The sequence below is a fragment of the Cellulomonas massiliensis JC225 genome (assembly GCF_000312005.1).
GTDB classification, from domain to species: Bacteria; Actinomycetota; Actinomycetes; order Actinomycetales; family Cellulomonadaceae; genus Cellulomonas; species Cellulomonas massiliensis.
Genome location: NZ_HE978588.1, coordinates 1,852,580 through 1,879,396, shown reverse-complemented (window position 1 = coordinate 1,879,396; position 26,817 = coordinate 1,852,580). Strand labels below are relative to the sequence as shown.

Annotated in this window: 27 protein-coding genes and 1 tRNA gene; 19 read left to right on the top strand and 9 right to left on the bottom strand. The window is 74.8% G+C overall.

The window, feature by feature from the left end; translation table 11 throughout:
- The 14 genes from HGCM_RS17670 to HGCM_RS08880 all read left to right on the top strand — a co-directional run.
- Positions 1-1,175 (top strand): FAD-binding oxidoreductase (locus HGCM_RS17670; protein WP_019136507.1); only part of this gene is annotated, 1,175 nt, incomplete at its 5' end.
- A gap of 20 nt (positions 1,176-1,195) precedes the next feature.
- A complete protein-coding gene (locus HGCM_RS08945; RefSeq protein ID WP_019136506.1) occupies positions 1,196-1,729 on the top strand; it encodes an NADPH-dependent FMN reductase in 534 nt (177 codons plus the stop codon).
- Positions 1,726-2,262, top strand: a complete 537-nt coding sequence (locus HGCM_RS08940; RefSeq protein ID WP_019136505.1) for a flavin reductase family protein — start codon at positions 1,726-1,728, stop codon at positions 2,260-2,262. Before HGCM_RS08945 ends, HGCM_RS08940 begins: the two co-directional genes overlap by 4 nt.
- Positions 2,263-2,714: 452 nt before the next feature.
- Positions 2,715-3,704, top strand: coding sequence for a MetQ/NlpA family ABC transporter substrate-binding protein (locus HGCM_RS08930; protein ID WP_019136503.1), 990 nt, complete (start codon positions 2,715-2,717; stop codon positions 3,702-3,704).
- A 76-nt stretch (positions 3,705-3,780) separates the two neighbouring features.
- Positions 3,781-4,800 carry a methionine ABC transporter ATP-binding protein gene (locus HGCM_RS08925; protein ID WP_019136502.1) on the top strand — a complete coding sequence of 340 codons (1,020 nt, stop codon included), beginning with the start codon at positions 3,781-3,783 and terminating at the stop codon, positions 4,798-4,800.
- Positions 4,797-5,510: a methionine ABC transporter permease gene (locus tag HGCM_RS08920; RefSeq protein ID WP_019136501.1), complete on the top strand. Its 714-nt coding sequence runs from the start codon at positions 4,797-4,799 to the stop codon at positions 5,508-5,510. The genes HGCM_RS08925 and HGCM_RS08920 overlap by 4 nt, the downstream gene beginning before the upstream one ends.
- A 156-nt stretch (positions 5,511-5,666) precedes the next feature.
- Entirely contained in the window at positions 5,667-6,713 is a 1,047-nt protein-coding gene (locus HGCM_RS08915) for a sulfate ABC transporter substrate-binding protein (protein WP_019136500.1), read from the top strand.
- Complete coding sequence (cysT, locus tag HGCM_RS08910) at positions 6,713-7,582, top strand: sulfate ABC transporter permease subunit CysT (RefSeq protein ID WP_019136499.1); 870 nt, start codon at positions 6,713-6,715, stop codon at positions 7,580-7,582. The genes HGCM_RS08915 and cysT overlap by 1 nt, the downstream gene beginning before the upstream one ends.
- Complete coding sequence (locus HGCM_RS08905) at positions 7,575-8,462, top strand: sulfate ABC transporter permease (protein WP_019136498.1); 888 nt, start codon at positions 7,575-7,577, stop codon at positions 8,460-8,462. The genes cysT and HGCM_RS08905 overlap by 8 nt, the downstream gene beginning before the upstream one ends.
- Complete coding sequence (locus HGCM_RS08900) at positions 8,459-9,466, top strand: sulfate/molybdate ABC transporter ATP-binding protein (protein ID WP_019136497.1); 1,008 nt, start codon at positions 8,459-8,461, stop codon at positions 9,464-9,466. Before HGCM_RS08905 ends, HGCM_RS08900 begins: the two co-directional genes overlap by 4 nt.
- Positions 9,467-9,470: 4 nt before the next feature.
- Positions 9,471-9,893, top strand: coding sequence for an RrF2 family transcriptional regulator (locus tag HGCM_RS08895; protein ID WP_019136496.1), 423 nt, complete (start codon positions 9,471-9,473; stop codon positions 9,891-9,893).
- A 21-nt stretch (positions 9,894-9,914) separates the two neighbouring features.
- Positions 9,915-10,256 (top strand): DUF2200 domain-containing protein, encoded by a 342-nt coding sequence (locus tag HGCM_RS08890; protein WP_019136495.1) that lies wholly within the window; start codon positions 9,915-9,917, stop codon positions 10,254-10,256.
- A gap of 130 nt (positions 10,257-10,386) precedes the next feature.
- Positions 10,387-12,846, top strand: coding sequence for a molybdopterin oxidoreductase family protein (locus tag HGCM_RS08885; RefSeq protein ID WP_019136494.1), 2,460 nt, complete (start codon positions 10,387-10,389; stop codon positions 12,844-12,846).
- Positions 12,843-13,325 (top strand): hypothetical protein, encoded by a 483-nt coding sequence (locus HGCM_RS08880; RefSeq protein WP_019136493.1) that lies wholly within the window; start codon positions 12,843-12,845, stop codon positions 13,323-13,325. Before HGCM_RS08885 ends, HGCM_RS08880 begins: the two co-directional genes overlap by 4 nt.
- Before the next feature lie 8 nt (positions 13,326-13,333).
- Here the strand turns inward: HGCM_RS08880 and HGCM_RS08875 are convergent, their stop codons facing one another.
- The 3 genes from HGCM_RS08875 to HGCM_RS08865 form a co-directional block, all read right to left on the bottom strand.
- Positions 13,334-13,993, bottom strand: a complete 660-nt coding sequence (locus HGCM_RS08875) for a histidine phosphatase family protein (protein ID WP_019136492.1) — start codon at positions 13,991-13,993, stop codon at positions 13,334-13,336.
- Positions 13,994-14,091: 98 nt separating this feature from the next.
- Positions 14,092-14,165 (bottom strand) — tRNA-Met (locus tag HGCM_RS08870).
- 73 nt (positions 14,166-14,238) lie between these two features.
- Positions 14,239-17,232 carry a UPF0182 family membrane protein gene (locus tag HGCM_RS08865; RefSeq protein ID WP_019136491.1) on the bottom strand — a complete coding sequence of 998 codons (2,994 nt, stop codon included), beginning with the start codon at positions 17,230-17,232 and terminating at the stop codon, positions 14,239-14,241.
- 135 nt (positions 17,233-17,367) lie between these two features.
- On the opposite strand from HGCM_RS08865, the gene HGCM_RS08860 reads away from it, so the two are divergent.
- Complete coding sequence (locus tag HGCM_RS08860; RefSeq protein WP_019136490.1) at positions 17,368-17,937, top strand: PPA1309 family protein; 570 nt, start codon at positions 17,368-17,370, stop codon at positions 17,935-17,937.
- A 9-nt stretch (positions 17,938-17,946) separates the two neighbouring features.
- On the opposite strand, the gene HGCM_RS08855 is transcribed toward HGCM_RS08860, so the two are convergent.
- Complete coding sequence (locus HGCM_RS08855; protein ID WP_019136489.1) at positions 17,947-19,116, bottom strand: YlbL family protein; 1,170 nt, start codon at positions 19,114-19,116, stop codon at positions 17,947-17,949.
- 157 nt (positions 19,117-19,273) lie between these two features.
- Here HGCM_RS08855 and HGCM_RS08850 point away from each other — a divergent pair, with 157 nt between their 5' ends.
- The gene (locus tag HGCM_RS08850; protein WP_019136488.1) at positions 19,274-20,686 is read left to right on the top strand and encodes a zinc-dependent metalloprotease; all 1,413 of its coding nucleotides are present in this window, start codon (positions 19,274-19,276) and stop codon (positions 20,684-20,686) included.
- 10 nt (positions 20,687-20,696) lie between these two features.
- Here HGCM_RS08850 and HGCM_RS17665 read toward each other — a convergent pair whose 3' ends face one another.
- Entirely contained in the window at positions 20,697-21,281 is a 585-nt protein-coding gene (locus tag HGCM_RS17665) for a M48 metallopeptidase family protein (RefSeq protein ID WP_019136487.1), read from the bottom strand.
- Between the two features lie 186 nt (positions 21,282-21,467).
- Between HGCM_RS17665 and HGCM_RS20095 the strand changes: the two genes are divergently transcribed.
- Both HGCM_RS20095 and HGCM_RS08835 read left to right on the top strand, forming a co-directional pair.
- Positions 21,468-21,626: a DUF5679 domain-containing protein gene (locus HGCM_RS20095; RefSeq protein WP_019136486.1), complete on the top strand. Its 159-nt coding sequence runs from the start codon at positions 21,468-21,470 to the stop codon at positions 21,624-21,626.
- A 167-nt stretch (positions 21,627-21,793) separates the two neighbouring features.
- Positions 21,794-22,750 carry a hypothetical protein gene (locus HGCM_RS08835; protein ID WP_026075358.1) on the top strand — a complete coding sequence of 319 codons (957 nt, stop codon included), beginning with the start codon at positions 21,794-21,796 and terminating at the stop codon, positions 22,748-22,750.
- Between the two features lie 28 nt (positions 22,751-22,778).
- Here the strand turns inward: HGCM_RS08835 and HGCM_RS08830 are convergent, their stop codons facing one another.
- From HGCM_RS08830 to HGCM_RS08820, 3 genes are all read right to left on the bottom strand, one after another.
- A complete protein-coding gene (locus tag HGCM_RS08830; protein ID WP_019136484.1) occupies positions 22,779-23,120 on the bottom strand; it encodes a WhiB family transcriptional regulator in 342 nt (113 codons plus the stop codon).
- 133 nt (positions 23,121-23,253) lie between these two features.
- On the bottom strand, positions 23,254-23,445 hold the full coding sequence (locus HGCM_RS08825; protein WP_019136483.1) for a hypothetical protein: 192 nt from the start codon (positions 23,443-23,445) through the stop codon (positions 23,254-23,256).
- A 99-nt stretch (positions 23,446-23,544) separates the two neighbouring features.
- Positions 23,545-25,539 carry an ATP-dependent helicase gene (locus HGCM_RS08820; RefSeq protein ID WP_019136482.1) on the bottom strand — a complete coding sequence of 665 codons (1,995 nt, stop codon included), beginning with the start codon at positions 25,537-25,539 and terminating at the stop codon, positions 23,545-23,547.
- 181 nt (positions 25,540-25,720) lie between these two features.
- Here HGCM_RS08820 and HGCM_RS08815 point away from each other — a divergent pair, with 181 nt between their 5' ends.
- Positions 25,721-25,978: a mycoredoxin gene (locus HGCM_RS08815; RefSeq protein ID WP_019136481.1), complete on the top strand. Its 258-nt coding sequence runs from the start codon at positions 25,721-25,723 to the stop codon at positions 25,976-25,978.
- Between the two features lie 15 nt (positions 25,979-25,993).
- Here the strand turns inward: HGCM_RS08815 and nudC are convergent.
- Positions 25,994-26,817 (bottom strand): NAD(+) diphosphatase (gene nudC, locus HGCM_RS17660; protein WP_147572763.1); only part of this gene is annotated, 824 nt, incomplete at its 5' end.

Genomic DNA, 26,817 nt, shown 5'->3' with positions numbered 1-26,817 from the left:
GCTGGTCCGCGGCGCGCGGCGTCCCGGTGGTCCCGCGCGGCGCCGGGACCGGGCTCGCCGGTGCCGCCCGCGCGGGTGGCGGGTGGCTGGTCCTCGACCTGTCCGGGCTCCACCGCATCCGCGAGGTCTCCGTGGCCGACCGCCTCGCGGTCGTCGAGCCGGGGGTCGTGACGGCGGACCTGGACCGCGCGGCGCGAGCGGTCGGCCTGCGCTACGCCCCGGACCCGGGCTCCTGGGAGTCCTCGACCGTCGGCGGCAACATCGCGACGAACGCCGGCGGGCTGCGCTGCCACGCGTACGGCGGCACGCGCGAGGCGGTGCTCGGCCTGGACGTCGTGCTGGCGGACGGCAGCCTCGTGCGCACGGGCGGCCGCGCGCGCCGCAGCGTCACCGGCTACGACCTCACGTCCCTGCTGGTCGGCTCCGAGGGCACGCTCGGCGTCGTCGTCGGCGCCACCGTGCGCCTCGACCCGCTCCCCGCCGGGACCGCGACGCTCGTGGCGAGCTTCGCCGACGTCGAGGCCGCCGCGCGCGCCGCGACCGCCGTCACCGCCGCCGGCGTGCGCCCCGCGGCGCTGGAGCTGCTGGACGAGGCCACGCTCACGGCGGTCGACGCCGCCCAGGGCACCCACCTGCACGCCCGCGGCGCCGCCCTGCTGCTCGTGCGCACGGAGGGGTTCGCCGCGGCGGCCGAGGCGGACGTCGTCCGCGACCTCGTCCGGACGGACGCGCACCACGTCGTCACGAGCACGGACGCCGACGAGGGCGAGCGCCTCGCGGCCGTCCGCCGGCTCGCGCTGCCCTCCGTCGAGCGCCTCGGCCCCGTGCTGGTCGAGGACGTCGCGGTGCCGCCGTCGGCGCTGGCCGCCGCCGTCCGGGCGGTCGAGCACGTCGCGGCCCGCACGGGCGTGCCCATCGCGACGTTCGCGCACGCGGGCGACGGGATCCTGCACCCGCTCGTGCGCGCCGACCACCCCCGTTCCGGGGAGGCCGTCGAGCTCGTCGTCCGCGCGGCGCTGGGGCTCGGCGGCACCCTCACGGGCGAGCACGGCGTCGGGCGCACCAAGCGGGCCTGGCTCGACCTGGAGCTCGACCCCGCCACGCGCGCGCTGCACCGGCGCCTCAAGGACGCCCTCGACCCCGCCGGGCTGCTCAACCCCGGCGTCGCGATCTGACCACCGAAACGGAGACACCCATGCCCGCACCGTCCGTCGTCGCCCTCGTGGGCAACCCGCGGCCCGGCTCCCGCACGGCGGGCGCCGCCCGGGCCCTCGCCGACTTCGTCGCCGCCCGGACGCTCGACGGCGCCGAGGTCGGCACGGTCGACCTGGCGCTCCTGGCCCCGCGCCTGTTCACGGCCGACGCGCCCGACGTCGGCGAGGCCCGTGCCGCGGTGGCCGCGGCCGACGTCGTCGTCGTCGCCACCCCCGTCCACAAGGCCTCGTTCACGGGCCTGCTCAAGGCGTTCCTCGACGGCTACGGCCCGGACGCCCTCGCGGGCGTCGTCGCCGTCCCGCTCGTCGTCTCGGGGGACCCGCGCCACGCGCTCGTCGGCGAGGTGCACCTGCGGCCCGTGCTCGTCGAGCTGGGAGCGCTCGTCCCCACCCGCAGCCTGACCGTGGTGGACGCGGACCTCGCCGACCTCGGCCCGGTGCTCGACCGCTGGTGGGAGCGGGCGGCCGGCCCCCTTTCCCGCGTCCTGCGCGCGCCGGCGGGGGTGGCGTCGTGACCACGCAGACCTGGCGGCGGCTGGAGGCGGACCTGCGCGAGCACGACGAGCCGCAGCTGACCCCCGAGGAGTACAAGGCGGTGTTCCGGCACCACCCCGCGGGCGTCGCGGTCGTCACGCTGCTCGACGGCGACCGCCCGGTGGGCTTCACCGCGACGTCGGTGATCTCGGTCTCGGCCGAGCCGCCGTTGCTGGCGTTCTCGGTCGCCTCGACCTCGTCGTCGTGGCCGGCCCTGGCCCGCGCCCGGACGCTGGCGGTGAGCTTCCTCGCGGACGACCAGGTCGAGGTCTCGGCCCGGTTCGCGACGAGCGGCGTCGACCGGTTCGCCGCGGGCGGCTGGTCCCCGCTCCCGACGGGCGAGCCCGTCATCGACGACGCCGTGTCCTGGGTCCGGGGGCGGGTGGTGCAGCGCACACCCGTCGGCGACTCGTACCTCGTCTCGCTGCGCGCCCTCGCCCACGCGACCCGGGCCGACGCGCACCCGCTGGTGTACCGCAACCGCGCCTACCACCGCCTGGCGTCGCACGGGTAGGCCGCTGTGGCGCCGGTCACAAAGCCGACCTTCTCGCTCGTGATTTGACTCCGGCGCCCGCAGTGAACTTCACTGCCGTCGTGGCGGCAACCGCCACGCACGGGGCCCCCGCCCCACGCCTCCGGCCACGGCCGGCGGCCCGACGAGAGGTCGACGATGGACACGCGCGTGACGAGCACCGTGAGCACCGAGCCCCAGCGCTCGCTCATGTGCGTCATGTGCGCGTGTCCCGACCGCATGCGCTGACGGCGCCGGCCGGGCCGAGCCCCCGGCGCCCGCGCTGACGCGCGCCCGACCCGCCTCGCGCGGGCGGGGCCGCGCGTCCTGCGGCCCCTGAGCCGCCGCACCGTGCGTCGCACCTGCATCGCACCCACCCACCACCGCGTGCCCACGAGCCACGCGGTCCCCCTCGGCGTCCCCGACCGGTCGCCGCCGTCCCCGAGGAGAGCACCATGTCCGACCCCACGCCCGACACCCCCACCGCCGACTCCGCGCCCGTCCTGCCGCCCCGGCGCACCGGCTCGCGCCGCACCGCCTGGATCGCCGCGGGCGTCGTCGCCGTCCTCGCCGCCGGCGGCGTCGCGACCGCGCTGGCGCTGAACAACGGCGCCGACGAGGCGGCGGCGGCAGGCTCCGGCGAGTCCGGCCCCACCGTCGTCCGGCTCGGCACGACCGACATCGCGCAGCCGCACTGGGAGATCCTCAAGGAGCTCGCGGCGAAGGAGGGCATCGACCTCGAGCTCGTCGGGTTCTCCGAGTACACCCAGCCGAACCCGGCGCTGGCCGACGGCGAGATCGACCTCAACGCCTTCCAGCACATCCTCTACCTGGCCGACCACAACAACAGCACCGGCGACGACCTGCAGCCGATCGGCTCGACGCTGATCGTCCCCCTGCCGCTGTACTCCGAGAAGCACGACTCCGTCGAGCAGTTCACGAAGGGCGAGCAGGTCGCGATCCCGAACGACTCGACGAACCAGGCGCGCGCCCTGTTCGTGCTCGAGTCCGCCGGGCTCGTCGCGTTCACGGGCGACCCGAAGGTGCCGACCCCGGACGACGTCGACACGGCCGCGTCGACGGTCGTCGTCCGCCCGGTCGAGGCGTCGCAGACCGCCGGCCTCATCGGTGACCCGGACATCGCCGGCGTCGTCGTCAACAACAACTTCGCGACGGACGCGGGCTTCGACCTCGACGACTACGTCTACGCCGACGACCCGAGCTCGGCCGGCGCGCAGCCGTACATCAACGTCATCGCCGCCCGCCCGGACGACGTCGACAACCCCGTCTACCAGCGCATCGTCGAGCTGTACCACGACCCGAAGGTGCTGGAGTCGGTCGTCGAGTCGTCCGGCGGCACCGCGGTGATCGTCGAGGGCTACGACCAGGCGCGCCTGCAGCAGGTCCTCACCGAGACCGAGCAGAACCTGCAGTCGGCCGGCTGACGCCGTGCGCGGCCCGGCGCCTGCCGCCGGGCCGCGCACCCGTCGCCTCGACCTCCCCCGCCCCGAGAGGCAGCACGTGTCCCCCATCATCGAGTTCGACGACGTGACGAAGGTGTTCGAGTCCCCCTCGGGCCCCGTGCGCGCCGTCGACGGCATCTCCCTGTCCATCGAGCCCGGCGAGGTGTTCGGCGTCATCGGCTACTCCGGCGCCGGCAAGAGCACGCTCGTGCGCCTCATCAACGGCCTCGAGCGCGCCACCTCCGGACGGCTCGTCGTCGACGGCGACGACGTCACGCGCCTCACCGAGGCCCAGCTCGAGCTCAAGCGCCGGCGGATCGGCATGATCTTCCAGCAGTTCAACCTGTTCCGGTCGCGCACCGTGGCCGGCAACGTCGCGTTCCCGCTCAAGGTCGCGGGCTGGCCGAAGGCGGACCGGGACCGCCGGGTCGCCGAGCTGCTCGACTTCGTGGGCCTGCTCGACCGCGCGCACGACCACCCCGAGCAGCTCTCGGGCGGCCAGAAGCAGCGCGTCGGCATCGCGCGGGCGCTCGCCGCGCAGCCGCACATCCTGCTCGCCGACGAGTGCACGAGCGCGCTCGACCCCGAGACCACGCAGGACGTGCTGCGCCTGCTGCGCAAGGTGAACACCGAGCTCGGCGTCACGGTCGTGGTCATCACCCACGAGCTCGACGTCGTGCGCTCGATCGCCGACCGCGTCGCCGTGCTCGAGAACGGCCGGGTGGCCGAGCTGGGCACCGTCTTCGACGTGTTCACACGTCCCACGGCGGATGTCACGCGGCGGTTCGTCGGGACCGTGCTGCACGACCGGCCGCGGCCGGCGGACCTCGACCGCCTCCGGCGCACCCACGACGGCTGCATCGTCACGGCGGAGGTGCGGGACGGCAGCACCCTCGGGGCGGTCCTCGGCTCCGCCGGCGAGCTCGGCGTCGCCTTCGAGATCGTCTACGGCGGCATCGGCACGCTGCAGGACCGGTCGTTCGGGTCGCTGACGCTCGCGCTGGACGGGCCCGACGCGGCGGTCGACGCGCTCGTCGAGCGGCTGCGCGCCGTCACGCCCGTGGAGGTGGCGTCGTGACCCTCGCACCCACGCTGTCCCCGCTGCTGCTGCCCGCGGCGGGCAACGACGGCTTCGACTGGTCGTTCCACGGCCCGAAGCTGGTCGAGGCGCTCGGGCAGACGCTCTACATGGTCTCGGCGACGCTCCTCGTCGGCGGCGGCCTGGGCCTCGTCCTCGGGCTGGCGCTCTACACGACGCGGCGCGGCGGCCTGCTCGCCCACCGCGGCGTCTTCGCCGTGCTCAACCTCGTCGTCAACGTGTTCCGGCCGATCCCCTTCCTCATCCTGCTCATGGTCATCGCGCCGCTGACGGTCGCGCTGCTGGGCACCCGCCTCGGCAGCACCGCGATGGTGGTCTCCATGTCGTTCGCGGCGACGTTCGGCGTCTCGCGCATCGTCGAGCAGAACCTCGTCGCGATCGACCCCGGGATCATCGAGGCCGCCCGGGCGACGGGCGCGAGCCGCTGGCGGATCGTGACGACGCTGCTGGTCCCCGAGGCGCTCGGGCCGCTCATCCTCGGGTACACGTTCGTGTTCGTCGCCGTGGTCGACATGTCCGCGCTGGCGAGCATCATCGACGGCGGCGGCCTCGGCGCGTTCGCCCTCGACTACGGCTACAAGCGCTGGAACTTCGCCGTCGTCTGGGTCACGGTCGCGGTCATCGTCGTCCTCGTGCAGCTCGCGCAGACGCTCGGCAACCGCCTCTCGCGGCACGTCCTGCGCCGCTGACCTGCGGCGACGCGGCGGCGTCCATCTGACGGACGCACTGTCCAGCATGCAGACACCGGGTTCCGGCCCGTCCGCGCCATCCCTACTATCTCGACCAATCACATCGGATAACTCGGAGAACACTCCGAGCCCGACGACTCACGGGAGCACCCCGCCATGACGAGCACCACCCAGCGAGCCCTGACCCGGACGTCCCGCGCCGCAGCGGTCGTCGTCGCCGCGTCCCTGGCGCTCGCGGCGTGCGGCGCGTCCGGGGAGACCTCCGCGCAGGGCACCGAGGGCGCCGCCGCGAAGGAGACGACGATCGACCTCGTCGGCTTCGCGGTCATCCAGGCGGCCTATGACGAGCTCGCCACCGAGTTCGCGAAGACCGACGCCGGTGAGGGCTTCCGGCTCAAGGGCTCGTTCGGCGCGAGCGGCGCCCAGAGCCGGGCCGTCATCGCCGGCCAGGACGCCGACCTCGTCGCCCTGTCCCTCACGCCCGACGTCGCGAACATCGCCGAGGCCGGCCTCGTCGACGAGTCCTGGGACGCCGACGAGACGAAGGGCATCGTGTCCGACTCCGTCGTCGTCCTCGCCGTCCGCAAGGGCAACCCGAAGAACATCCAGGGCTGGGACGACCTCGTGAAGCCCGGCGTCGGCATCGTCACCGCCGACCCCGGCACCTCCGGCGCCGCGAAGTGGAACCTGCTCGGCGCGTACTCGCAGGCGCTCGGTGCGAACCACGACGACAAGGCCGCCGCCGAGGCCTACCTCGGGAAGTTCATCGACCACGTGGTGAGCTGGAACGACTCGGGCCGCACCGCGACCGACGCGTTCGTCAAGGGCACCGGCGACGTGCTGATCTCCTACGAGAACGAGGCGATCCTCGCGCGCCAGTCGGGCGTCGAGCTCGACTACGTCGTCCCCAGCACCACCTTCCTCATCGAGAACCCGGCGGCGGTCACCAAGGCCGCGCCGCCGATCGCGGGCGAGTTCCTCGACTACATCCGCAGCGACGCCGGCCAGGCCGTCCTCGGCCGCTACGGCTTCCGCCCCGTGGGCGGCGCCCCGGCCGCGACGCAGGTGGAGGGGGCCACCGACCCCGCGAACCCGTTCCCGGCGGTCACGACCATCACCGTCGCGGACCTCGGCGGGTGGAGCACCGTCAACGACGAGCTGTTCGACAAGGAGAACGGTCTCGTGACGAAGCTGCGCGGCTGATGAGCCTGCTCGACCTTCTCGACCGGGCCGACCGGACCGGGACCACGGCGTCCCCCGCCCCTCGCGGGCGGGGGCGCCGTCCCGGCGACCTCACGACGGGCGCCGGCATCGGGCTCGGCATCGGCGTGCTGTGGCTCAGCCTGCTCGTCCTGCTCCCGGTGGCCGCGATCGTCGCCGGCGCGTTCCAGGACGGGTTCGCCGGCTTCTGGGCGAGCATCACGGACGACGAGGCGCTGTCGACGATCACGTTCACCGTGGGCGCCGCCGCGCTCGTCACCGTCGTCAACGCCGTGATGGGCACCCTCATCGCGTGGGTGCTGGTCCGCGACCGGTTCCCCGGCCAGCGCGTGCTCGAGGTCGTCATCGACATCCCGTTCGCGCTGCCGACCATCGTCGCGGGGCTCGTCCTCATCACGCTCTACGGCCCCAGCGGGCCGTTCGGCGTGAACCTCGTGGGGACCCGCGCCGGCGTCGTCCTCGCGCTGCTGTTCGTGACGCTGCCGTTCGTCGTGCGGTCCGTGCAGCCGGTGCTGATCGACGCGGACCGCGAGGTCGAGCAGGCCGCCGCCTCGCTCGGCGCCTCGGGGTTCACGATCTTCCGGCGCGTGATCCTGCCGACCGTCACGCCCGCCGTCGTCTCCGGCGCCGCGCTCAGCTTCGCCCGCGCGCTCGGCGAGTTCGGCTCCGTCATCCTCATCTCCGCGAACCTCATCGGGGAGACCCAGGTGTCGTCGTCCTACATCCTCAAGATGATCGAGTCCCAGGAGCCCGTCGCGGCCGCGAGCGTCGCGACGCTGCTGCTGCTCGTGGCCGTCGTCGTCCTCGTCCTGCTCGACGTGCTGCAGCGCCGGACGGCCCGCCGTGACTGACACCCTCGCCCGCCCGGCCGCGCCCGCCCCCCAGCCCGCCCCGCCGGCCCGCGTCCGGCGCGCCCGGCGCCGCACGGGACCCGTCGCCTGGGTGCTGCGCGTCGTCGCCCTGCTGTACGTGCTGGGGCTGGTGGCCCTCCCCGTCGCGTCCGTCGTCCAGCACACGTTCGCCGACGGGCTCGCGCCCGTGCTCGAGGTGCTCACGTCGGAGGACTTCCTGGCGGCCGCGCGCCTCACCGCGCAGGTCGCGGGCATCGCGGTCGTGCTCAACACCGTCTTCGGCGTCGGGATGGGCATCCTGCTCGTCCGCTACCGGTTCCCGGGTCGCCGGCTGCTGAGCGCCGTCATCGACCTGCCGGTCTCCATCTCGCCGGTCGTCGTCGGCGTCGCGCTGATCCTCGTCTACGGCACGACGGGCTGGTTCGGCCCGGCGCTGCAGGACGCGGGCGTGCGAGTCATCTTCTCCGTGCCCGGCATGGTGATGGCCACCGTCCTGGTCTCGCTGCCGCTCGTCCTGCGGGAGATCGTCCCGACGCTGGAGGAGGCCGGGATCGAGCAGGAGCAGGCGGCGCAGTCGCTCGGCGCGAACGCGTGGCAGCGGTTCTGGCGGGTGACGCTGCCGACCATCCGCTGGGCCGTCGCCTACGGCGTCGTGCTCTCCCTGGCCCGCTCGCTCGGCGAGTTCGGCGCCGTGCGCGTCGTCTCGGGCTCGGTCGCCGGGGAGTCGCAGACCCTCACCCTCTTCGTCAACGACTCCTACCAGGAGTTCGGTCCGGACGCGCAGCGCGCGGCCTTCGCCGCCGCGTTCGTGCTCATGGCGGTCGCCGTCGTGCTGATCGTCGTCATCGCCGCGCTGCGGCCACGGGAGGAGACGTCATGACCCACGACAGCGGCGGTGCGTCCGGCATCGAGGTCCGCGGCGTGACCCGCCGGTTCGGCGACTTCGTCGCGCTCGACGACGTCGACCTCGACGTCCGCCCGGGCGGCCTCACGGCGCTGCTCGGCCCGTCCGGCGGCGGCAAGTCGACGCTGCTGCGCATCATCGCCGGGCTCGACTACCCCGACGCCGGCACCGTGCGGATCGCGGGGCGCGACGCGACCTTCCTGCCACCGCAGCGGCGCAGCGTCGGGTTCGTCTTCCAGCACTACGCCGCGTTCAAGCACCTGACCACGGCGCGCAACGTCGCGTTCGGCCTCGAGATCCGCCGCCGGCCACGCGACGAGGTGCGCGCGCGGGTGGCCGAGCTGCTGCGGCTCGTGCACCTCGAGCAGTTCGCCGACCGCCTGCCCTCCCAGCTGTCCGGCGGGCAGCGTCAGCGCATGGCGCTCGCGCGCGCGCTCGCCGTCCAGCCCGAGGTGCTGCTGCTCGACGAGCCGTTCGGCGCGCTCGACGCCCAGGTGCGCAAGGAGCTGCGCGACTGGCTGCGCCGGCTCCACGACGAGGTCCACGTGACGACCCTGTTCGTCACGCACGACCAGGAGGAGGCGCTCGAGGTCGCGGACGAGATCGTCGTCATCAACCAGGGCCGCATCGAGCAGGTCGGCTCCCCCGGCGAGCTCTACGACCGGCCGGCGAACCCGTTCGTCATGGCGTTCCTCGGCCCGACGACCGTCCTCGGCGGCGAGCTGGTCCGGCCGCACGACGTCGAGGTCCTCACGGACGCCCGGGCGGGCGCGCACGAGGCCCGGGTGACGAAGCTGCTGCGCATCGGCCACGAGGTGCGGGCCGAGACGCGCGCGGCGGACGGCTCGACCCCGTGGGTCCAGCTCAACCGCGTCCAGGTCGACGAGCTCGGGCTCGTCGAGGGCGGCACCGTCTGGCTGCGCGCCCTCGTGCCCAGCCCGGTCGCGGGCGTCGCGGCCCCGGCACCCGTGCCGGCGTGAGCCCGTGCACGTCTCCGCGAAGCTCGACTACGCCCTGCGCGCGCTCCTGCACCTCGCCGAGCACGCGCCCGCCGTCGTCAACGTCGAGACGCTCAGCGCGGAGCAGCAGCTCCCGCGGCTGTACGCCGAGGCGGTGCTCAACGACCTGCGCAAGCACGGGTACGTCGTGAGCCGGCGCGGCGCGCGCGGGGGCTACCGGCTCGCGGTCGCGCCCGACCAGCTGCGGATCGGGCCGCTCGTGCGCCTCGTCGACGGCCCGTTCGTCACGGTGCACGACCAGGACCCCGCGTCCGTCCGCTACCCGGGCGCGGCGCAGCACGTGCCGGCGCTGTGGGGCACGGTCGACGACGCGCTGCACGGCGCGCTCGACGGCATCACGCTCGCGGACGTGCTCGCGGGTCGCCTCCCGTCGCCCGGCCGCGCCTGACGCGGCGGCTACCCTCGCCGCATGAGCCGGATCTTCACGACGAGCGTGGCGTCCGTGTACCCGCACTACGTGCACAAGGTCGAGCGCAAGGGCCGCACCGTCGCCGAGCTCGACGAGGTCATCCGCTGGCTCACGGGGTACGACGAGGAGCAGCTGCGCACGCTGCTCGACGACGGCACGACGTTCGAGGAGTTCTTCGCCCGCGCCGAGCTGAACCCGCACGCCTCGCTCATCACCGGGAGCGTCTGCGGGGTGCGCGTGGAGACCGTCGAGGACCCGCTCATGCAGCGGATCCGCTACCTCGACAAGCTCGTGGACGAGCTCGCGAAGGGACGCCCCCTGGAGAAGGTGCTGCGGTCGTAGGCCGACCGCGCTCGGGCACGGTCGTGCGCGCGCGCTGAGCGCGGACCTGCGATCCGTCCCCCTGCTTGCGGGCCTCCCCTGACGGCGGTTCCCTGGCGGGACGGGGGCGTGGACGGCGTGGGAGGTCACGATGGCAGCGCTGGACCGGATCGCCGAGCCGTGGGGGTCGCGCACCCCGTACGGCCCGGGCGAGCGGTGGCCCGTGCGGGTGGACACGCACCTCGCGGAGGGCCTGGGCCCCGACGACGTCGAGCGCTGGGTGCCGACGGCCTCGATCCTGCACTCCAACGGGGACGCGATCGACATCGCCGTGCGCGACGGGCGGATCGTCGGCGTGCGCGGCCGCGCGCAGGACCGGGTCAACCACGGGCGGCTCGGCGTCAAGGACCTGTACGGCTGGCAGGCGAACGCGTCGGCCGACCGGCTGACGCGGCCGCTCGTGCGGGAGGACGGGCGGCTCGTCGAGACGGACTGGGACACGGCGATGGGGCGCGTCGTCGGGCGCGCGCAGGCCCTGCTCGAGGAGCAGGGGCCCAGCGCGATCAGCTTCTACACCTCCGGCCAGCTGTTCGCGGAGGAGTACTACACCCTGGGCGTCATCGCCCACGGCGGGATCGGCACCAACCACGTCGACGGCAACACCCGCCTGTGCACCGCGACCGCCGCGGCCTCGCTCAAGGAGTCGTTCGGCTGCGACGGCCAGCCCGGCTCGTACGAGGACGTGGACCACGCGGACGTCATCGCGCTGTTCGGGCACAACGTCGCCGAGACCCAGTCGGTGCTCTGGATGCGCATGCTCGACCGGCTCGCGGGCCCGAACCCGCCGGCTCTCGTCTGCGTCGACCCGCGCCTGACGCCGGTGGCACGCGCGGCCACCGTCCACCTCGCGCCCCGGCTCGGCACCAACGTGGCCCTGATGAACGGGCTGCTGCACGAGATCCTCGCGCACGACTGGGTGGACCACGCCTACGTCGACGCGCACACCGTGGGGTACGACGAGCTCGCCGAGCGCGTGCGCGACTTCCCGCCGGAGGTCGTCGCGCGCATCTGCGACGTGCCCGCCGACGACCTGCGGGAGGCGGCACGCGTCCTCGGGACGGCCGAGCGGCTGCTGTCCACCGTGCTGCAGGGCTTCTACCAGTCCCACCAGGCCACGGCCGCGGCCGTGCAGGTCAACAACCTCCACCTCGTCCGCGGGATGCTCGGCCGCCCGGGCTGCGGCCTGCTGCAGATGAACGGCCAGCCGACGGCGGAGAACAACCGCGAGTGCGGTGCGGACGGCGACCTCGCGGGCTTCCGGAACTGGTCGAACGCGGACCACGTCGCCGAGCTCGCGCGGATCTGGAACCTCGAGCCGATGCAGATCCCGCACTACTCCCCGCCGACCCACGCGATGCAGATGTTCCGCTACGCCGAGGAGGGGTCGATCCGCTTCATGTGGGTGAGCGCCACCAACCCGGCCGTGTCCCTGCCGGAGCTCGCCCGGATGCGGTCGGTCCTCGCGCAGGAGCGCCTGTTCCTCGTCGTCCAGGACCTGTTCCTCACCGAGACGGCGCAGCTCGCCGACGTCGTGCTGCCCGCCGCGACGTGGGGCGAGAAGACGGGCACGTTCACCAACGCCGACCGCACCGTGCACCTCTCGGAGAAGGCGGTGGAGCCGCCCGGCGAGGCCCGCGCGGACCTCGACATCTTCCTCGACTTCGCCCACCGGATGGGCCTGCAGGACAAGGACGGCGGCCCGCTCGTCACGTGGCACGACCCGGAGTCGGCGTTCGAGGCCTGGAAGGAGTGCAGCCGCGGGCGCCCGTGCGACTACTCGGGCCTCACCTACGACCTGCTGCGCGAGCGCGGCGGCATCCAGTGGCCGTGCACGCCCGAGCGGCCGGACGGCACCGCGCGCCTCTACGAGGGCGGGCGGTTCCTCGCCCAGCCGGACTACTGCGAGAGCTACGGGCGCGACCTGCTCACGGGCGCACCGCTCGAGGCGACGGAGTACACGGCGATGAACCCCGAGGGCCGAGCGATCATCAAGGCGGCCGAGTACGTGCCGCCGCACGAGGTGCCGAGCGACGAGCACCCGCTGCAGCTGACCACCGGCCGCACGCTCTACCACTTCCACACCCGCACGAAGACGGGCCGCGCCCCCGAGCTCGCCGCCGCGGCCCCGGACGTGTGGGTCGAGGTCTCGGAGCACGACGCGGCGGCGTTCGGCCTCGCGGAGGGCGACCTCGCCGAGGTGGCGACGCCGCGCGGGCGCATCGAGGCGCGGGTGCGCGTGAGCGGCATCCGCCCGGGCGTGCTCTTCGTGCCGTTCCACTACGGCTACTGGGACACCGCCGGCGGGCACGAGCCGTCGGGAGCCGGCCGCGCCGCGAACGAGCTGACGCTGACCAGCTGGGACCCGGTCTCCAAGCAGCCGATCTTCAAGACGGCCGCCGCGTCGATCCGGCGGGTCGCCGCCGGCGACGGGACGCCCGCCCCCGCCCCGACGACGACGGCTTCGGCCCCGCTCGACGACGCGCTGCCCCGCACCCACGGCGTGGCGTCCGCCCGGGCGCTCGAGGACTCACCGGCCGGAGGCGCGCGATGAAGCTCGGACTCGTCCTGCGCGAGCTGCACCGCTCGGAGAGCGAGCTCGCCCACACGCTGCTCGTCGTCGCCGACCGCCACCGCGTCGACCACGAGGTGTTCCACGTCGCCCGGGACCTCGCCCGCTGGTCGCAGGACCACGTGCGCCAGATCGCGGCGATCGCCGAGCGGTACGGCGAGAGCCTCGACCCTGACGACGGCGGCGAGGCCGGGCTGCTCGCCGCGCTGCGGGACAAGGGCAGCGAGGCGATGGGCCGGCTGCGTGAGCCCGGCCTGCTGCTCCTGCGCGACCTGCGCGACGTCTACCTGCAGGCCTCGGGCGTCTCCGTCGACTGGGAGATGCTCGGGCAGACCGCGCAGGCCATCCAGCACACCGACCTGCTGGACGTCGCGGAGCGCTGCCGCCCGCAGACCTTGCGGCAGGCCGGCTGGGCGAACAGCAAGATCAAGGAGTCCTCCACGCAGGTGCTCGTGACCTGACGGGGAGCCTACGCCCGGTCGACCGCCTCGCCCGTCGGGTCGTCCGCCACGACCGCCTCCAGCGCGGGACCACCCAGCGGGTGCCGTGTCCAGGCGACGAGCCGCCACCCGTCGCCGTCCCGCTCCACCTCCACCGCGCCCGTGTTGGCCAGCGGCGTCACCGCGACCTCGTCGACGTCGACGCCCGCGACCCGCGCCGACGCCCACGACCGGATCGCCGCGCCGTGCGAGACGGCCACCACCGACGACCCCCGCTCGGCGGCCGCCCCCATCGCCGCGTCGAACCGCGCGAGGAACTCCTCGCCGTCCGGCCCGCCCGGCATGCGTCGGCCCGTGTCGCCCGTCGACCAGGCGAACACCGTCTCGAGGTAGGTGCGGTGCGACGCGTGGTCCGCCGCCAGCTCGAGGCTGCCCGCCTGGACCTCACGGAACCGGGCGTCGACGTGCGGCGTGAGCCCGCGCTGCTCGGCGAGCGGCCCCGCCGTCAGCGCGGTGCGCACGAGGGACGACACGACGATCGCGTCGACCGGCCGGCCGTCCAGGGCCCTCGGGATGGCCGCCGCCTGCCGCTGCCCCAGCTCGGTGAGCCCCGGCCCGGGCTCGCCCGTGTCCAGCAGCCCGGCGACGTTCGACGGCGTCTGACCGTGACGCACCAGCAGCACCCGCATGCCCCGATCCTCCCTGACGTCCGGCGGGACGCCCGCGGGAACGACCGCGGGGAACGACGAGAGGCCCGGACCATCTGGTCCGGGCCTCTCGTGCTGAGTAGCGGGGGCAGGATTTGAACCTGCGACCTCTGGGTTATGAGCCCAGCGAGCTACCGAGCTGCTCCACCCCGCGTCGGTACCTCCACTCTACGTCACCGCAGCGGAGGGCCCAAATCGGTAGGAGGTGAGCCCGGTCACCCGGCAGGTCAGCCGCCCAGGCGCGCCTCCGCGTCGAGCGCCTCGCGGACGGCCTGGTCGAGCCGCTTCTGCGCCTCGCCGTACGCCGCGAAGTCGTTGTCCGCGAGCGCGTCCTGGCTGTCCTGGATCGCCTCCTGCGCGTCGCGCAGGGCCTTGTCGAGGTCGGCGCGCGCCGTGGTGGCGTCGCCCGTCGGCGTGGGCGTCGGCGCGGTCGTCTCCCCCGGCGTCGGGGTCGGCGTGGGCTCGGGCGTGCCGTCGGTCCCGCCGGTCCCGCCGTTGCCCGTGCCCGCGTCGGGGTTGGTGCCCGCGTCGCCGGCCTGGGCGCCGGAGTCGCCGCCGAACGCCTGGTCGAGCGCGCCGTCCAGGGTCGGCGCGAAGCCGATCTGGTCGCCGAAGCCGACGAGCACCCGCTGCAGCAGCGGGAACGTCGTGCCGCTCGCGGCCTGCACGTAGACGGGCTGCACATAGAGCAGACCGCCACCGACCGGCAGCGTCAGCAGGTTCCCGCGCACGACCTTCGAGTCGCCGCTGCCGAGGATGTTCAGCTCGCGGGAGACGGTGGGGTCGGCCGTGAAGTTGTTGTTCATCTGGCCGGGCCCGGGCACGGTCGAGTCGCGTGGCAGCTCCAGCAGCCGGAGCTTGCCGTACTCGGGCGAGATCGTGCCGGCCTCGTCCCCGGCGTCCGCGGAGGCCGCGAGGTAGCCCGTCAGCACGTTGCGCGGGTTCTCACCGGCCGGGATGAACGTCGACGTGAGCGAGAACGACGCCTCGTCCTGGTCGGGCATCTTGAGCGTCAGGTAGTAGGGCGGCTGCGGGACGCCCGGGGTGTTCGGGTCGGCCGGGCTCTGCCAGAAGTCGCTGTTCGAGAAGAACTGCGACGGGTCCGTCACGTGGTAGCTCGCGAGCAGCGTGCGCTGCACCTTGAACAGGTCCTCGGGGTAGCGCATGTGGTTCATGAGGTCGCCGCTGATGTCCGCGACCTGCTTCACCGTCGACGGGAAGACCTTCTGCCAGGCCTGCAGCACCGGGTCGTCGGCGTCCCACGCGTAGAGCGTGACGGTGCCGTCGTACGCGTCCACGGTCGCCTTCACCGAGTTGCGGATGTAGTTCACGCGCTGGGGCTCGAGCGCCTGGACGGTGTCGGTCCCGGTGAGGGCGTCGACCGTCGCGTTGTCGAGCGGCACGGACTTCGCGTAGGGGTACTGGTTCGTCGTCGTGTAGCCGTCGACGATCCACACGACGCGCCCGTCGACGACGGCGGGGTACGTGCGCCCGTCGAGCGTCAGGTAGGGGGCGACCTTGGCGACGCGGTCGCGCGGGTTGCGGTCGTAAAGGATCTGCGAGTCCGACGTGACGCGGTCGGAGAACAGGATCTGCTCCGACCCGAACTTGATCGCGTAGAGCAGCTTGTTCAGCGGGTTGCCGATGCTGGGGCCCGCCGAGACGGTCTGCGTCGGGAACGTCGAGTTCACCGCGCCGCCGGACGCGTCGTCCGGGTAGTCGAGCTCCCAGGGCGTCGTGCCCTCGGGCGCGCCGACGATGGAGTACTGCGGGGACTGCAGCCCGAAGTAGATGCGGGGCTCGTAGTCGCCCATCTTCCCGGTCGACGGGATCCCGCCCTGCCAGAACGACGGCGCGCCGCGGCCCGCGGTGGTGTTGCCGTACGCGGCGACGACGCCGAAGCCGTGCGTGTAGACGGTCGTCGAGTTGATCCAGTTGCGCGCGTCCGCGGCCAGACCGCTCTGGTCGAGCTCGCGCACCGCGATGACGGTGTCCTTGCTCTCGCCGTCCAGCGTGTACTTGTCGACCGAGAGCGTGTCGGGGAAGCCGTAGAACCCGCGGATCTGCTGGAGCTGCTTGAACGACGGGCTGACGATCTGCGGGTCCAGGAGCCGGATCGAGGCGGTCGTGTCCGCGTCCTGCCGCAGCTGGCCGGCGGTCGCGTCGGTCTCCGCCTTGTACTCGGACGTCTCGACGTCCTCGAGGCCGTACGCCGAGAGGGTCGCGTCGATGTTGCGCTGGATGTACTCCGCCTCGGCGTCCTGCTGGTTCGGCGCCACCTGGAAGCGCTGGACGACGGCCGGGTAGATGCCGCCGATCGCGATCGCGGCGACGACCATGAGGCCGACGCCGATGAACGGCAGCCGCCAGTTGCCCCGCACCGCGGTGACGACGAACGTCACGGCGACCAGGAGCGCGACGCCCGCGAGGATCGCCTTGGACGGGATGACCGCGTGCACGTCGGTGAACGACGCCCCGTCGAACTTCTCCGCCGACTTGGTGAGGATCGAGTAGCGGTCGAGCCAGTAGTTGGCCGCGATGAGCACCATGAGCAACGAGGCCAGCACGGCGAGGTGCACGCGGGACGCCGGGGTCGTGCGCGGCGCGTCGGACGAGCCGCCGATGCGGATGCCCCCGTACAGGTAGTGCGTGGCGACGGCGGCGATGCCCGACAGGACGACGACGGCGAGCAGGAACGAGACGACGAAGCGCATGCCCGGCAGCGTGAAGAGGTAGAAGCCGAGGTCGATGCCGTACTGCGGGTCCGCCTTGCCGACGTGCTCGCCGTGCATCCACAGCTGCACCGTGCTCCACTGCTGGGCCGCGGCCGCGCCGGCGAACAGGCCGAGCACGGCCGGCCCGACGATCATGACGAGGCGGCGCAGCGGCTCGATCGCCTCCCGGTACTGGTCGAGGCTCGCCTGCTCGGGCGTGGAGGGTGCGTAGATCGGGCGCGCCCGGTAGCCGATGCTCAGGCTCGCCGCGACGGCGCCCGCCATGAGCAGGAAGCCGCCGACGAACAGCAGGCCGCGCGTCGACCACTCGGTGACGAGCACGCGGGAGAACCCGAGCTGGTCGAACCACAGCCACTCGGTCCACACCTGCGCCAGGATCAGCACGACGACCACGACGGCGGCGAGCACGATCAGCGTCGGGACCAGCGGTCCTCGGCGCCTGCGCGGCTGGGTCGGGCGGGGTCGGGGCGGGTTCGCGAAGGTCACGGTTCCTCGTCGTCGGTCGCTGCGGCGGCCGCTGGTCGGCGGTCGCCCGGCCGGGCCGCGCGGGTCGCGCCGGCCCTCCGGTCGCTCGCTGAACGAGCCACCGGGGCCACAGGTTCCCACATGCGACCATGAGCCGTGACCGACGACGCCCCCACCCCCGACGCCGCTCCCGACGCCGCCCGGCAGGCCCTCGCGGACGCCGTCCTCGAGGTCGAGCACCACGTGGCCGCCGCCGGCTGGGACGGCCCGGTGCGGGTGTTCGCGCTCGTCCGGACCCAGGCCGCGCTCGAGGCGGAGCCGAGCCTGGCCGCCCAGCTCGACCCGGCGGTGCTCGCGGCCGCGCAGGCCGAGGCCTGGCACCTGACGTCGGTCGAGCAGGAGGGCCTGCCCGCCGCGCCGGACCTCGAGACGCTCCTTGCCGGGCTGTCGTGGCCCGGCACCGTCGACGGCGTGGCGGTCACCGTCGAGCGGGTCGTCCTGCCGCCGGAGGCGTCCGAGGACGTGCCCGACGACCACGACGCGGCGCTCGCCTGGCTGCTCGCGCACCCGCAGCGGGAGGACGTGCGCCTGGCGGTCGGCGTGCTGCGGGACGGCCCGGCGTGGTGCGTCGTCCGCACGCGCCGCCACGACGAGGACGACCTCGTCGGCCAGGGCGCCGACGTCGTCCCGGGTCTGATCGAGGCGCTGCGCTCGACCCTCGACTGAGGGCCGGGCTCAGCCCGCGGTACAGGTGGGCAGGTCGTCCGTCCGTCCGGCGCCGATCGCCTCGATCGCCTCGCGCGCCTCGTGCAGCGTCGCGATGCGCGTGACGTGCAGCCCTGCCGGCACGGCCCCGACGACCTCGCCGCAGTTCGCCTCCGGCGCCAGGAACCAGGTCGCGCCGTCGCGCCGCGCGCCCGCGAGCTTCTGCCGGATCCCCCCGATCGGGCCGACCGCGCCGGTCACGTCGATCGTGCCGGTGCCGGCGATGTCGACGCCGTCGGCCTCGTCCTGCGGCGTCAGCTTGTCGACGATCCCCAGCGCGAACATCGTCCCGGCGCTCGGGCCGCCGATGTCCTCGGCCGTGATCGTCACGTCGACCGGCATCTCGAACGTCGGGTCGATGTAGACCCCGATCAGGGCGGTGCCGTCGTCCCGCTCCCCCGTCTCGACGCGCAGGTCCTTCTCCGCGCCGTTGCGCGTGACGGTCAGGGTGATCGTCGCGCCGGGCTCGACCTCCGCGAGCGTCTCGACGAGGTCGTTGTAGGTCGTCAGCCGGGTGCCGTCGATGGCGAGGATGACGTCGCCCTTCTCGACGACGCCCTCGGCGTGCGTGCCCTCCACGGCGCCGGCGACCACCATCGTCGCGGGCACCTCGTAGCCGAGCTCCGTGAGCGCGGCGACGGTCGCGTTCTCCTGCGAGGAAACCATCTGCGCCTGGTTCTGCTGCTCGACCTGCTGGCGCGACTCCTGCTCGGGGTAGAGGTCCTCGCGCGGCTGGACGTTCGACGAGCGCGCGAACCAGGCCTGCAGCACGGCGAGCGCGTTCGTCGGGTACCCCGGGCCTCCCGTGGCCCGCACGGTGGTCAGCCGCAGCTCGCCGGTCGACTCGTAGGTCGTCGCGCCGGCGACCTCGATGATCGGCCGGCCGTCGTACTCGCCGAGCACGTCGCGCGTCGGGCCGGGGCTCGTCACGACGTACGGCACGGGGAGCAGGACGAGGCCGGACAGCAGCGCCGCCGTCGCGAGCATGCCGAACGACAGCACGACCGAGCGGGGGCTGACCCGCTCGGGGGGCAGCGCGTCCGCATCGGCGGGCTCGGCGGCTGCGGCGTCGGGCTCGGCGACCGCGCCGTCGGGGCGCGTCGCGTCCGCGGGGTCGAGCGGCTCGGTCGGGTCGGGCACCCCCGCATCATGACGCATGCGACGCCAGCGCTCCCCCGGCCGGCCGCAGCCGCCGCGCTCTGCGCCGTGAGCGAACCGCGCCCCGCGGCCGTGTCCGGTGGCGGCGCCCCGTGGTTACGGTGGTCGTCCGCCGGCCCGAACGCCGCAGGAGGAGCGCATGACCAACGACCCGACCCCGGAGGGCGTGCCGGCCTGGGAGCAGATGCTGCGTGCCATGCTCGGCGACGGCGCGGACGAGGCGATCGAGGAGATGCGCCGCCGCGGCCTGGACCCCTCGTCGCTCGCCGCCGCGTCCGGCATGCCGTCGGACCCCGCCGCGATGGAGCAGGTGTTCGCCCAGGTGCAGCGCATGTTCGCAGCCGCGGGCGACGACCCGGTCAACTGGCGGATGGCGCACGACCTGGCGCGCCAGCAGGCCTCGCTCGGCGGCGACCCCTCGCTCACGCCCGGGCAGACGAAGGCGGTGCTCGACGCCCTCGCCGTCGCCGAGCTGTGGCTCGACGCCGCGACCGAGCTGCCGCCGTCGCCGGGCACCGCCCGCGCGTGGAGCCGCGCGGAGTGGGTCGAGGCCACCCTCCCCACGTGGCGCACGCTCACGGAGCCCGTCGCGGGCTCGCTGTCCACCGCGCTGGTCGACGCGCTCGGCGGCCGTCTGCCCGACGACTCGGTCGGCCTCGACGACGGCCCGGCGCTGCCCGGCGGCCTGGACCCGAGCCAGCTGCTGCGCCAGCTCGGCTCCGCGGTGTTCGGCCTGCAGGTCGGGCAGGCGGCGGGGACGCTGGCCCGCGAGGTCTTCGGCACGACCGACATCGGCCTGCCGCTGCTGGACGCGCCCGCGCCGGCGCTGGTCCCGTCCAACGTCGACGCGTTCGCCGACGGTCTCGACGCGCCCCTCGACGAGGTGCGGCTGTACCTCGCGCTGCGCGAGGCGGCTGCGACCCGGCTCTTCACGCACGTCCCGTGGCTGCGCGCGCACCTGCTCGGCACGGTCGAGGCGTACGCGCGCGGCATCACCATCGACGTCGAGCAGCTCGAGGACGCGGTCTCGTCGATCGACCCCACCGACACGGCCGCGCTGCAGTCCGCGCTCTCGGGGGGCGTGTTCGCCCCGCACACGACGCCGGAGCAGCAGGCCGCGCTGACCCGTCTCGAGACCGCCCTGGCGCTCGTCGAGGGCTGGGTCGACGAGGTGAGCACGCAGGCCGCGATCGCCCACCTGCCCCACGCCGTCGCGCTGCGGGAGATGATCCGGCGGCGGCGCGCGGCGGGCGGCCCGGCCGAGCAGACGTTCGCGAACCTGGTGGGGCTTGAGCTGCGCCCCCGGCGCCTGCGCGACGCGGCCGCGCTGTGGGCGCAGATCACCGCCGCCGGCGGGCCGCAGGCGCGGGACGCCGTCTGGGCGCACCCCGACCTCATGCCCACCGCGGAGGACCTCGACGACCCGAGCGGCTACTCCGCGCGCCGGCAGGCGGCCGCCGACGAGTCCGCCGACCTGGACCGCGCGCTCGCGGAGATCCTGGGCGACGAGCCGAGCGGCGACCCGGGCGACACCGGCCGGGCGGAGGGCTGACGGCGCGCCGTCAGTCGCCGTCCACCACCTCGTCGACCTCCTCGCGGTCGACGTCGTCGTCCGCGGGCAGGCCGCGCTCCCCGGCCTGGGAGCGCGCGTACACGTACCCCTCCAGGTAGCCGCGGGCGCGCTGGGTGCGGGGGTACCGCTCGACGGTGGACCAGAAGGCCTCGTCGTGCCCGGGGTGCAGCAGGTGGGCGAGCTCGTGGACGAGCACGTAGTCGACGACCCAGCGCGGCATCCCCTGCAGCCGGTCGGACAACCGGATGGAGCCGTCGGAGGGCGTGCACGACCCCCAGCGCCGGCCCTGGTTGCCGGACCACGCGACGCTCGTCGGCCTGGCGCGGCCGTCGAGGTAGCGCTCGGACAGCTCCTTCGCGCGCCGCGCCAGCTGCTCGTCGGACGGACGCCGGCGGCGCTCCTGGGCGGCCAGCCGCGTCAGCATCCGGTCGACCCACTCGCGCTCCTGCGACCGGGTGAACCCGGCGGGGATCGCGACCACGGTGCGCTCCCCGTCGCGCCACGCCGAGACGGTCCGCACCCGCCGGCGCGACCGCCTGACCTCGACCTGCGACAGGTCGTGCGACTGCTGCACGCCCCGACCGTAGCGCGCAGGGCCCTCGCGGCGGCCGGGTGAGGCCGCGCCACGCCCGGCGCGTCCCGCACGTCTGAGCGGGTCCGCGCGGAGACGGCGCCCTATGGTGGGCTCGCCCGCATGACGTCGATGTGCCGGGCCACCGGCCGGGGGATGGCCGGTGAACGACGAAGGAGGGGTGGCCCGATGGCCGAGACGTACGCCGGCGAGTTCTACTGCGTGAAGTGTCGTGAGAAGCGTGAGACCGAGGGCGAGGTCGTCGTCTCCGAGTCCGGCCGCAAGATGGCGAAGGCCACCTGCCCCGTCTGCGGGACGAAGCTGAACCGGATCCTCGGCAAGGCCTGACCCCGGGCTTCCCAGGGGACCCCAGGGGCACCGTCCACGGACGGTGCCCCTGCGCACGTCCGCTCCCGGCCCCTGTGGACGGCGCCCGACGTGCGCCGCCGGGGCCGTGCCACGCTGTGCCCGCCGCCGGCGTCCGACGCGGCGACCGGACGGGCGAGGAGGCGAGGGTGCGACTGGTCCCCGGGCTGCGGGTGCTGCCCCGCGGCGACGGCGAGGTGCAGGTCGGGACCGACCCCCGCTGGGCCGTCCGCGTCGACGGGCTCGCGCCCGCGGAGGTCGAGGCCCTCCTCGCGCTGAACGAGCACCCGCTGGCCCCCGTGCCGGAGGCGCTCGCCGGCCCGCTCACCGACGCGGGCCTCACGCTGGCCGCCGGCGACACGGCCGGTGCCGCCCCGCCCGCCGAGGCCGCCACCTGGCCGCTGCTGCACGCCGCGCCGCCCGCCCGGGGCGCGGCGGTCGTCGCCGTGATGGGGCTCGGCCCCACCGGCCTGACCGTCGTGCTGGCGCTCGCCGCGGCCGGGGTGGGCACCCTGCTGCTCGACGACGAGCGGCTCGTCACCGCCGCCGACGTCGGCGCGGGCGGCTACCGGTGGACCGACGTCGGGTCGCCGCGCGAGGCGGTCGCGGGGCGGTGCGTCCGCGACGTGGCTCCGACGTGCCTCACCGACACGGCCGAGGAGCCGGACGTGCTCGTCGTCGTCGACCAGGGCGCCACCGACCCCGGTCAGGCGCTCACGCTGCTGGGCAGCGGCGTCCCCCACCTGCCCGTCGTCCTGCGGGAGGCCGACGCCCTCGTCGGGCCGCTCGTCGTCCCCGGCTCCGGCCCGTGCCTGCACTGCCTCGACCTGCACCGGGCCGACGTCGACCCCGCCTGGCCGCGGGTGGCGCTGGCGCTCACGACGCACCGCACCGCCCCGGCCGGCGAGGCCGCTCACCTCGCGGCCGTGGCCGGTGGTCTCGCGGCGGCCGCCGTGCTCACGCTGCTGGACGGCGCGCCCGCCACCGGCGTCTCGTACGAGGTCCCGCTGCCGGACGTCGTGCCCCGGACACGACGATGGGCGGTGCACCCGCACTGCGGGTGCACCGCCCTCGTGGCCGTCCCGGCGGCTGCCGGTCCCTCCTGACGGCGGGTGCCAGCGTCCACCGCGTTCCTCACGCGGTGAGCTGCGCGTTCTTCCGGGGCCGACCGCGGCCCCTCTTCATGGCGACGACCACGCCACCGATGAAGACCTGACCGCCCCAGACACCCCACGGCTCGGCGCGCTCGATGGCGCCGGCGAGGCAGCCCTCCATGAGCGGGCACTCGCGGCACAGGGCCTTGGCCTGCTCGACCTCGGCGGTGCGCTCGGCGAACCAGAGCTCGGGGTCGTTCGACCGGCACGGGATCAGGTCCGCGAAGAGCTGGTCGATCCGGGCGTCGGTGGTCTCGGTGCTGTCGATCCTCGGGGCTGAGGCGCCCTGGTTGGCTGAGTCGAGCAGCGTCGTGAGCCGCACGATGTCCTCCTGATGTCCTGCTGGGGTGGGTGGTGGCAGTTCTCGGACCTGCCCACTTCGCCCCTGCTGTCAGGAGAAAGAAGAAGGCCGCGGGTCCGAGCTCGGACTCCGCGGCCTGCGCGACCTGGTGAGGTCAGACCAAGGATGTCCGGAGATCGAGACGGTCATCAGCGCCCGTGGTGCCCTCGACGCCGACGAGGTGCTTCGGCGTGGCCGGCTGCTGGCCGGCGGCGGACACAGTGCGCCCCTGGAAGAGGGACGCGATGGGCGCGAGACGACGGCGCGACGGCGTCGCGTAGGTCTCGGTCATGAGCAGGATGTTCACAGCGACCCACCTCCCTCCAGGAACGGCGCCGCCTCGGCGGCGCGCACGAATCAGGACGCGAGACACGCTAGACCCGCTGGTCGCGGGGCCACAACCGAATTAACGAAACTCGTGCGGAGTCACCCGCACGGCCCCCGCGACGGCCTCCAGGACGTCCGCGCCGATGGTCGCCAGGCGCTGCTGGCCCATGCCGGGCACCTGCGCCAGCTCCTCGAGCGACGCGGGCCTCCGGCGCGCGATCGCCTGCAGGAGCGACGGCGTCAGGACGCGGGCGGGGGCCACCCCGGTCGCACGCGCGTGCGCGTCGCGCCAGCGGGTCAGCTGCCCCGCCACGCGCTCCGTGGCCCGGGGGTCGTCGTCCGAGGGCACCGCGCGGCGGACCTGCCCCGGCCAGAGGTCGACGAGGAACCGCGACAGCGAGCGCGTCGGGCGCCCGCCGGGGAGGCGGGAGCGCGCGTAGGACAGGTGCAGGTGCTCGCGCGCGCGGGTCACGCCCACGTACAGCAGCCGCCGCTCCTCCGCGACGGCCGCCTCGCCCTCGGCGAGCGACGTCGGCACGAGCCCCTCGGACAGGCCGGTCAGGAAGACGGCGTCCCACTCGAGGCCCTTGGCGGCGTGCAGCGACGCGAGCGTGACGCCCTCGACCGTCGGCGCGTGCTGGGCGGCCGCGCGCTCGTCCAGCTCGGCCACGAGGTCCGCGACCCGTGCCCGCGGGTTCGCCGCAGCCAGCTCGTCGGCCAGGGCGACCAGCGCCTGCATCGCCTCCCACCGCTCGCGGGCCGCCCCCCGGGCCGCCGGCGGCTCGTCCGACCACCCGGCCGACCGCAGGACGTCACGGACCGTCGCCGGCATCGGCTCGTCGGGGTCCGCGGCCCGCGCGCCGCCGCGCAGCAGCACCAGCGCCTCGCGCACGTCCTGGCGCGCGAAGAAGCGCTCGCCGCCCCGCACCTGGTAGCTCACGCCCGCCGACGCGAGCGCCTCCTCGAACGCCTCGGACTGCGCGTTCGTCCGGTAGAGCACCGCGATCTCGCTCGCCCGGACCCCGGACGCCAGCAGGCGGCGCACCGAGGCCACGACGCCGGCCGCCTCGGCCTCGTCGTCGTCGTACGCGGTGAACCGGACGGGCGGGCCGTCGGGGCGCTGCGCCCGCAGCTCGAGCGGGGCGACCGTGCCGCGACCGCGGGCGACCGTGATGACGTCGTTCGCGAGGGCGACGACCTGCGGGGTCGAGCGGTAGTCGCGCACGAGCCGGACGACCTGCGCGCCGGGGTGGGTCCGCGGGAACGTGAGCAGGTGCTGCGGCGTCGCGCCGGCGAACGAGTAGATCGTCTGGCTCGGGTCGCCGACGACGCACAGCTCGTGCCGGCCGCCGAGCCACTGGTCGAGCAGGTACTGCTGCAGCGGGCTCACGTCCTGGTACTCGTCGACGACGAACCAGCGGTACTGCTCGTGCACCTGCTCGGCGACGTCGCGGCGCTCGGCCAGCATCGCCGCGAGCAGCAGCAGGACGTCCTCGAAGTCGATGACGCCGCGCTCGTCCTTGACCTGCTCGTACGCCGTCAGCAGCCGCGCCACCGCCTGGGCGTCGTGCCCGCCCGGGACGGTCCGGTCCACCGCCGCGACCACGCGCTCGTAGTCGTCGGGCACGACGAGGCCGACCTTGGCCCACTCCACCTCGGCGGCCAGGTCGCGCACGCCCGTCCGGTCGGCCGGCAGGCCCACCCGCGTCGCGGCGGCCGCGACGAGCTGCGCCTTGTGCTCGACGAGCCGGGGCGGCGGCCCGCCGACGACCTTGGGCCAGAAGAAGCCGAGCTGCCGCAGCGCGGCCGCGTGGAACGTGCGCGCCTGCACGCCGTGCGCTCCGAGGCCGCGCAGGCGGGTGCGCATCTCCCCCGCGGCGCGCGCCGTGAACGTCACCGCGAGGACGTTGCCCGGCTTGTAGACGCCCGTCGTGATGCCGTACGCGATGCGGTGGGTGATCGCCCGCGTCTTGCCCGTGCCCGCGCCGGCGAGCACGCACACGGGGCCGCGGACCGCGGTCGCGACGGCGCGCTGCTCGGGGTCGAGCGCGGCCAGCAGGTCGTCGGGGGACATCGCCGCACAGTCTCGCAGCCGCGGCCGACACCCCGGGACGCCCGTCCCCAGCGGTCGCCGGCACGCCGGGTGGCGGGGACCACGCGTCGCCAGGGATGCTTCGGGGCAGCCGTGGCGTTGCACCCGACGCACGAGCGCGCCGGTCCGAGCGACCGGCGCCCCCACGACAGACGAGGACGCGATGACCACCCAGCTGCCCGAGCCCGGCACCATCACCATGTACTCCACGACGTGGTGCGGGTACTGCCGGCGCCTGAAGACGCAGCTGGACGCGAAGGGCGTCGCCTACACCGAGGTGGACATCGAGCAGCACCCGGGTGCCGCCGAGCTCGTCGAGCGGCTCAACGGCGGCAACCAGACGGTGCCGACGGTCGTCTTCCCGGACGGCTCGGCCGCGACCAACCCGTCGGCCGCCGAGGTCGTCGCGCGCCTGTCCTGAGCCCCGCCGCGGCGCTCAGTCCTGGCCGAGGCGGCCCCCGAACCAGCCCTCGATGAGCCGCCGCGCGATCGAGCCGCGCCCCGGCAGCCCGATCGCGCCGGACGCGACGCGGGCGGCGAGCTCCTCGCGCGTCACCCACAGCGCCTCGGTCACCTCCTCGCCGTCGGCCACCGCCGGCGCGGAGCGGGCACGCGCGCGGAACCCGAGCATGAGCGAGGCGGGGAACGGCCACGGCTGGCTGGCGACGTACTCGACCGCGACGACCTCGACGCCCGCCTCCTCCTCGACCTCGCGGCGCACCGCCTGCTCGAGCGACTCGCCCGGCTCGACGAAGCCCGCGAGGGTCGAGAACCGGCCCTGCGGCCACGCGGCCGCGTGCCCGAGCAGCAGCCGGTCCGCCTCGTCGACGACCGCCATGATCACCGCGGGGTCGGTGCGCGGGTAGTGCTCGCTCCCCTCGGCCGTGCAGACGCGCGACCACCCCGCCTGCGCCGGACGCGTCGGCGCGCCGCAGCGCGGGCACCGGGGGTGCCGCGCGTGCCAGGTGTGCAGTGCGACGGCGGTGGCGGCGAGCACGAGCTCCGTGTCGTCCAGCGCCGCGAAGACCGACCGCAGGCCCGTCCACCCGCCGACCCGCGACGCGGGAGCGCCGGTGCGGCGCGCGAGCAGCGGCGCGCCCTCGGCGTCCAGCCCCAGGAGCAGCCAGCCCTCGGGCCAGACGGCCGCGTCCGGGGCGCGCCCTGCCGGGCCGGACGGCGCGACGGCGGCGGGCTCGGGGACGTCGTCGGGGTCGGGCAGCCCGCTGACCTCCGCCGGCGTGCGCCACGCCAGCCGCACGG

What these genes read in the sequence shown, in the direction of transcription:
- HGCM_RS08945 (WP_019136506.1), top strand. Translation starts at nt 1,196, where the DNA reads ATGCCCGCACCGTCCGTCGTCGCCCTCGTGGGCAACCCGCGGCCCGGC.
- HGCM_RS08930 (WP_019136503.1), top strand. Translation starts at nt 2,715, where the DNA reads ATGTCCGACCCCACGCCCGACACCCCCACCGCCGACTCCGCGCCCGTC.
- HGCM_RS08915 (WP_019136500.1), top strand. Translation starts at nt 5,667, where the DNA reads ATGACGAGCACCACCCAGCGAGCCCTGACCCGGACGTCCCGCGCCGCA.
- cysT (WP_019136499.1), top strand. Translation starts at nt 6,713, where the DNA reads ATGAGCCTGCTCGACCTTCTCGACCGGGCCGACCGGACCGGGACCACG.
- HGCM_RS08900 (WP_019136497.1), top strand. Translation starts at nt 8,459, where the DNA reads ATGACCCACGACAGCGGCGGTGCGTCCGGCATCGAGGTCCGCGGCGTG.
- HGCM_RS08890 (WP_019136495.1), top strand. Translation starts at nt 9,915, where the DNA reads ATGAGCCGGATCTTCACGACGAGCGTGGCGTCCGTGTACCCGCACTAC.
- HGCM_RS08885 (WP_019136494.1), top strand. Translation starts at nt 10,387, where the DNA reads ATGGCAGCGCTGGACCGGATCGCCGAGCCGTGGGGGTCGCGCACCCCG.
- HGCM_RS08880 (WP_019136493.1), top strand. Translation starts at nt 12,843, where the DNA reads ATGAAGCTCGGACTCGTCCTGCGCGAGCTGCACCGCTCGGAGAGCGAG.
- HGCM_RS08875 (WP_019136492.1), bottom strand. Translation starts at nt 13,993, where the DNA reads ATGCGGGTGCTGCTGGTGCGTCACGGTCAGACGCCGTCGAACGTCGCC.
- HGCM_RS08850 (WP_019136488.1), top strand. Translation starts at nt 19,274, where the DNA reads ATGACCAACGACCCGACCCCGGAGGGCGTGCCGGCCTGGGAGCAGATG.
- HGCM_RS20095 (WP_019136486.1), top strand. Translation starts at nt 21,468, where the DNA reads ATGGCCGAGACGTACGCCGGCGAGTTCTACTGCGTGAAGTGTCGTGAG.
- HGCM_RS08820 (WP_019136482.1), bottom strand. Translation starts at nt 25,539, where the DNA reads ATGTCCCCCGACGACCTGCTGGCCGCGCTCGACCCCGAGCAGCGCGCC.
- HGCM_RS08815 (WP_019136481.1), top strand. Translation starts at nt 25,721, where the DNA reads ATGACCACCCAGCTGCCCGAGCCCGGCACCATCACCATGTACTCCACG.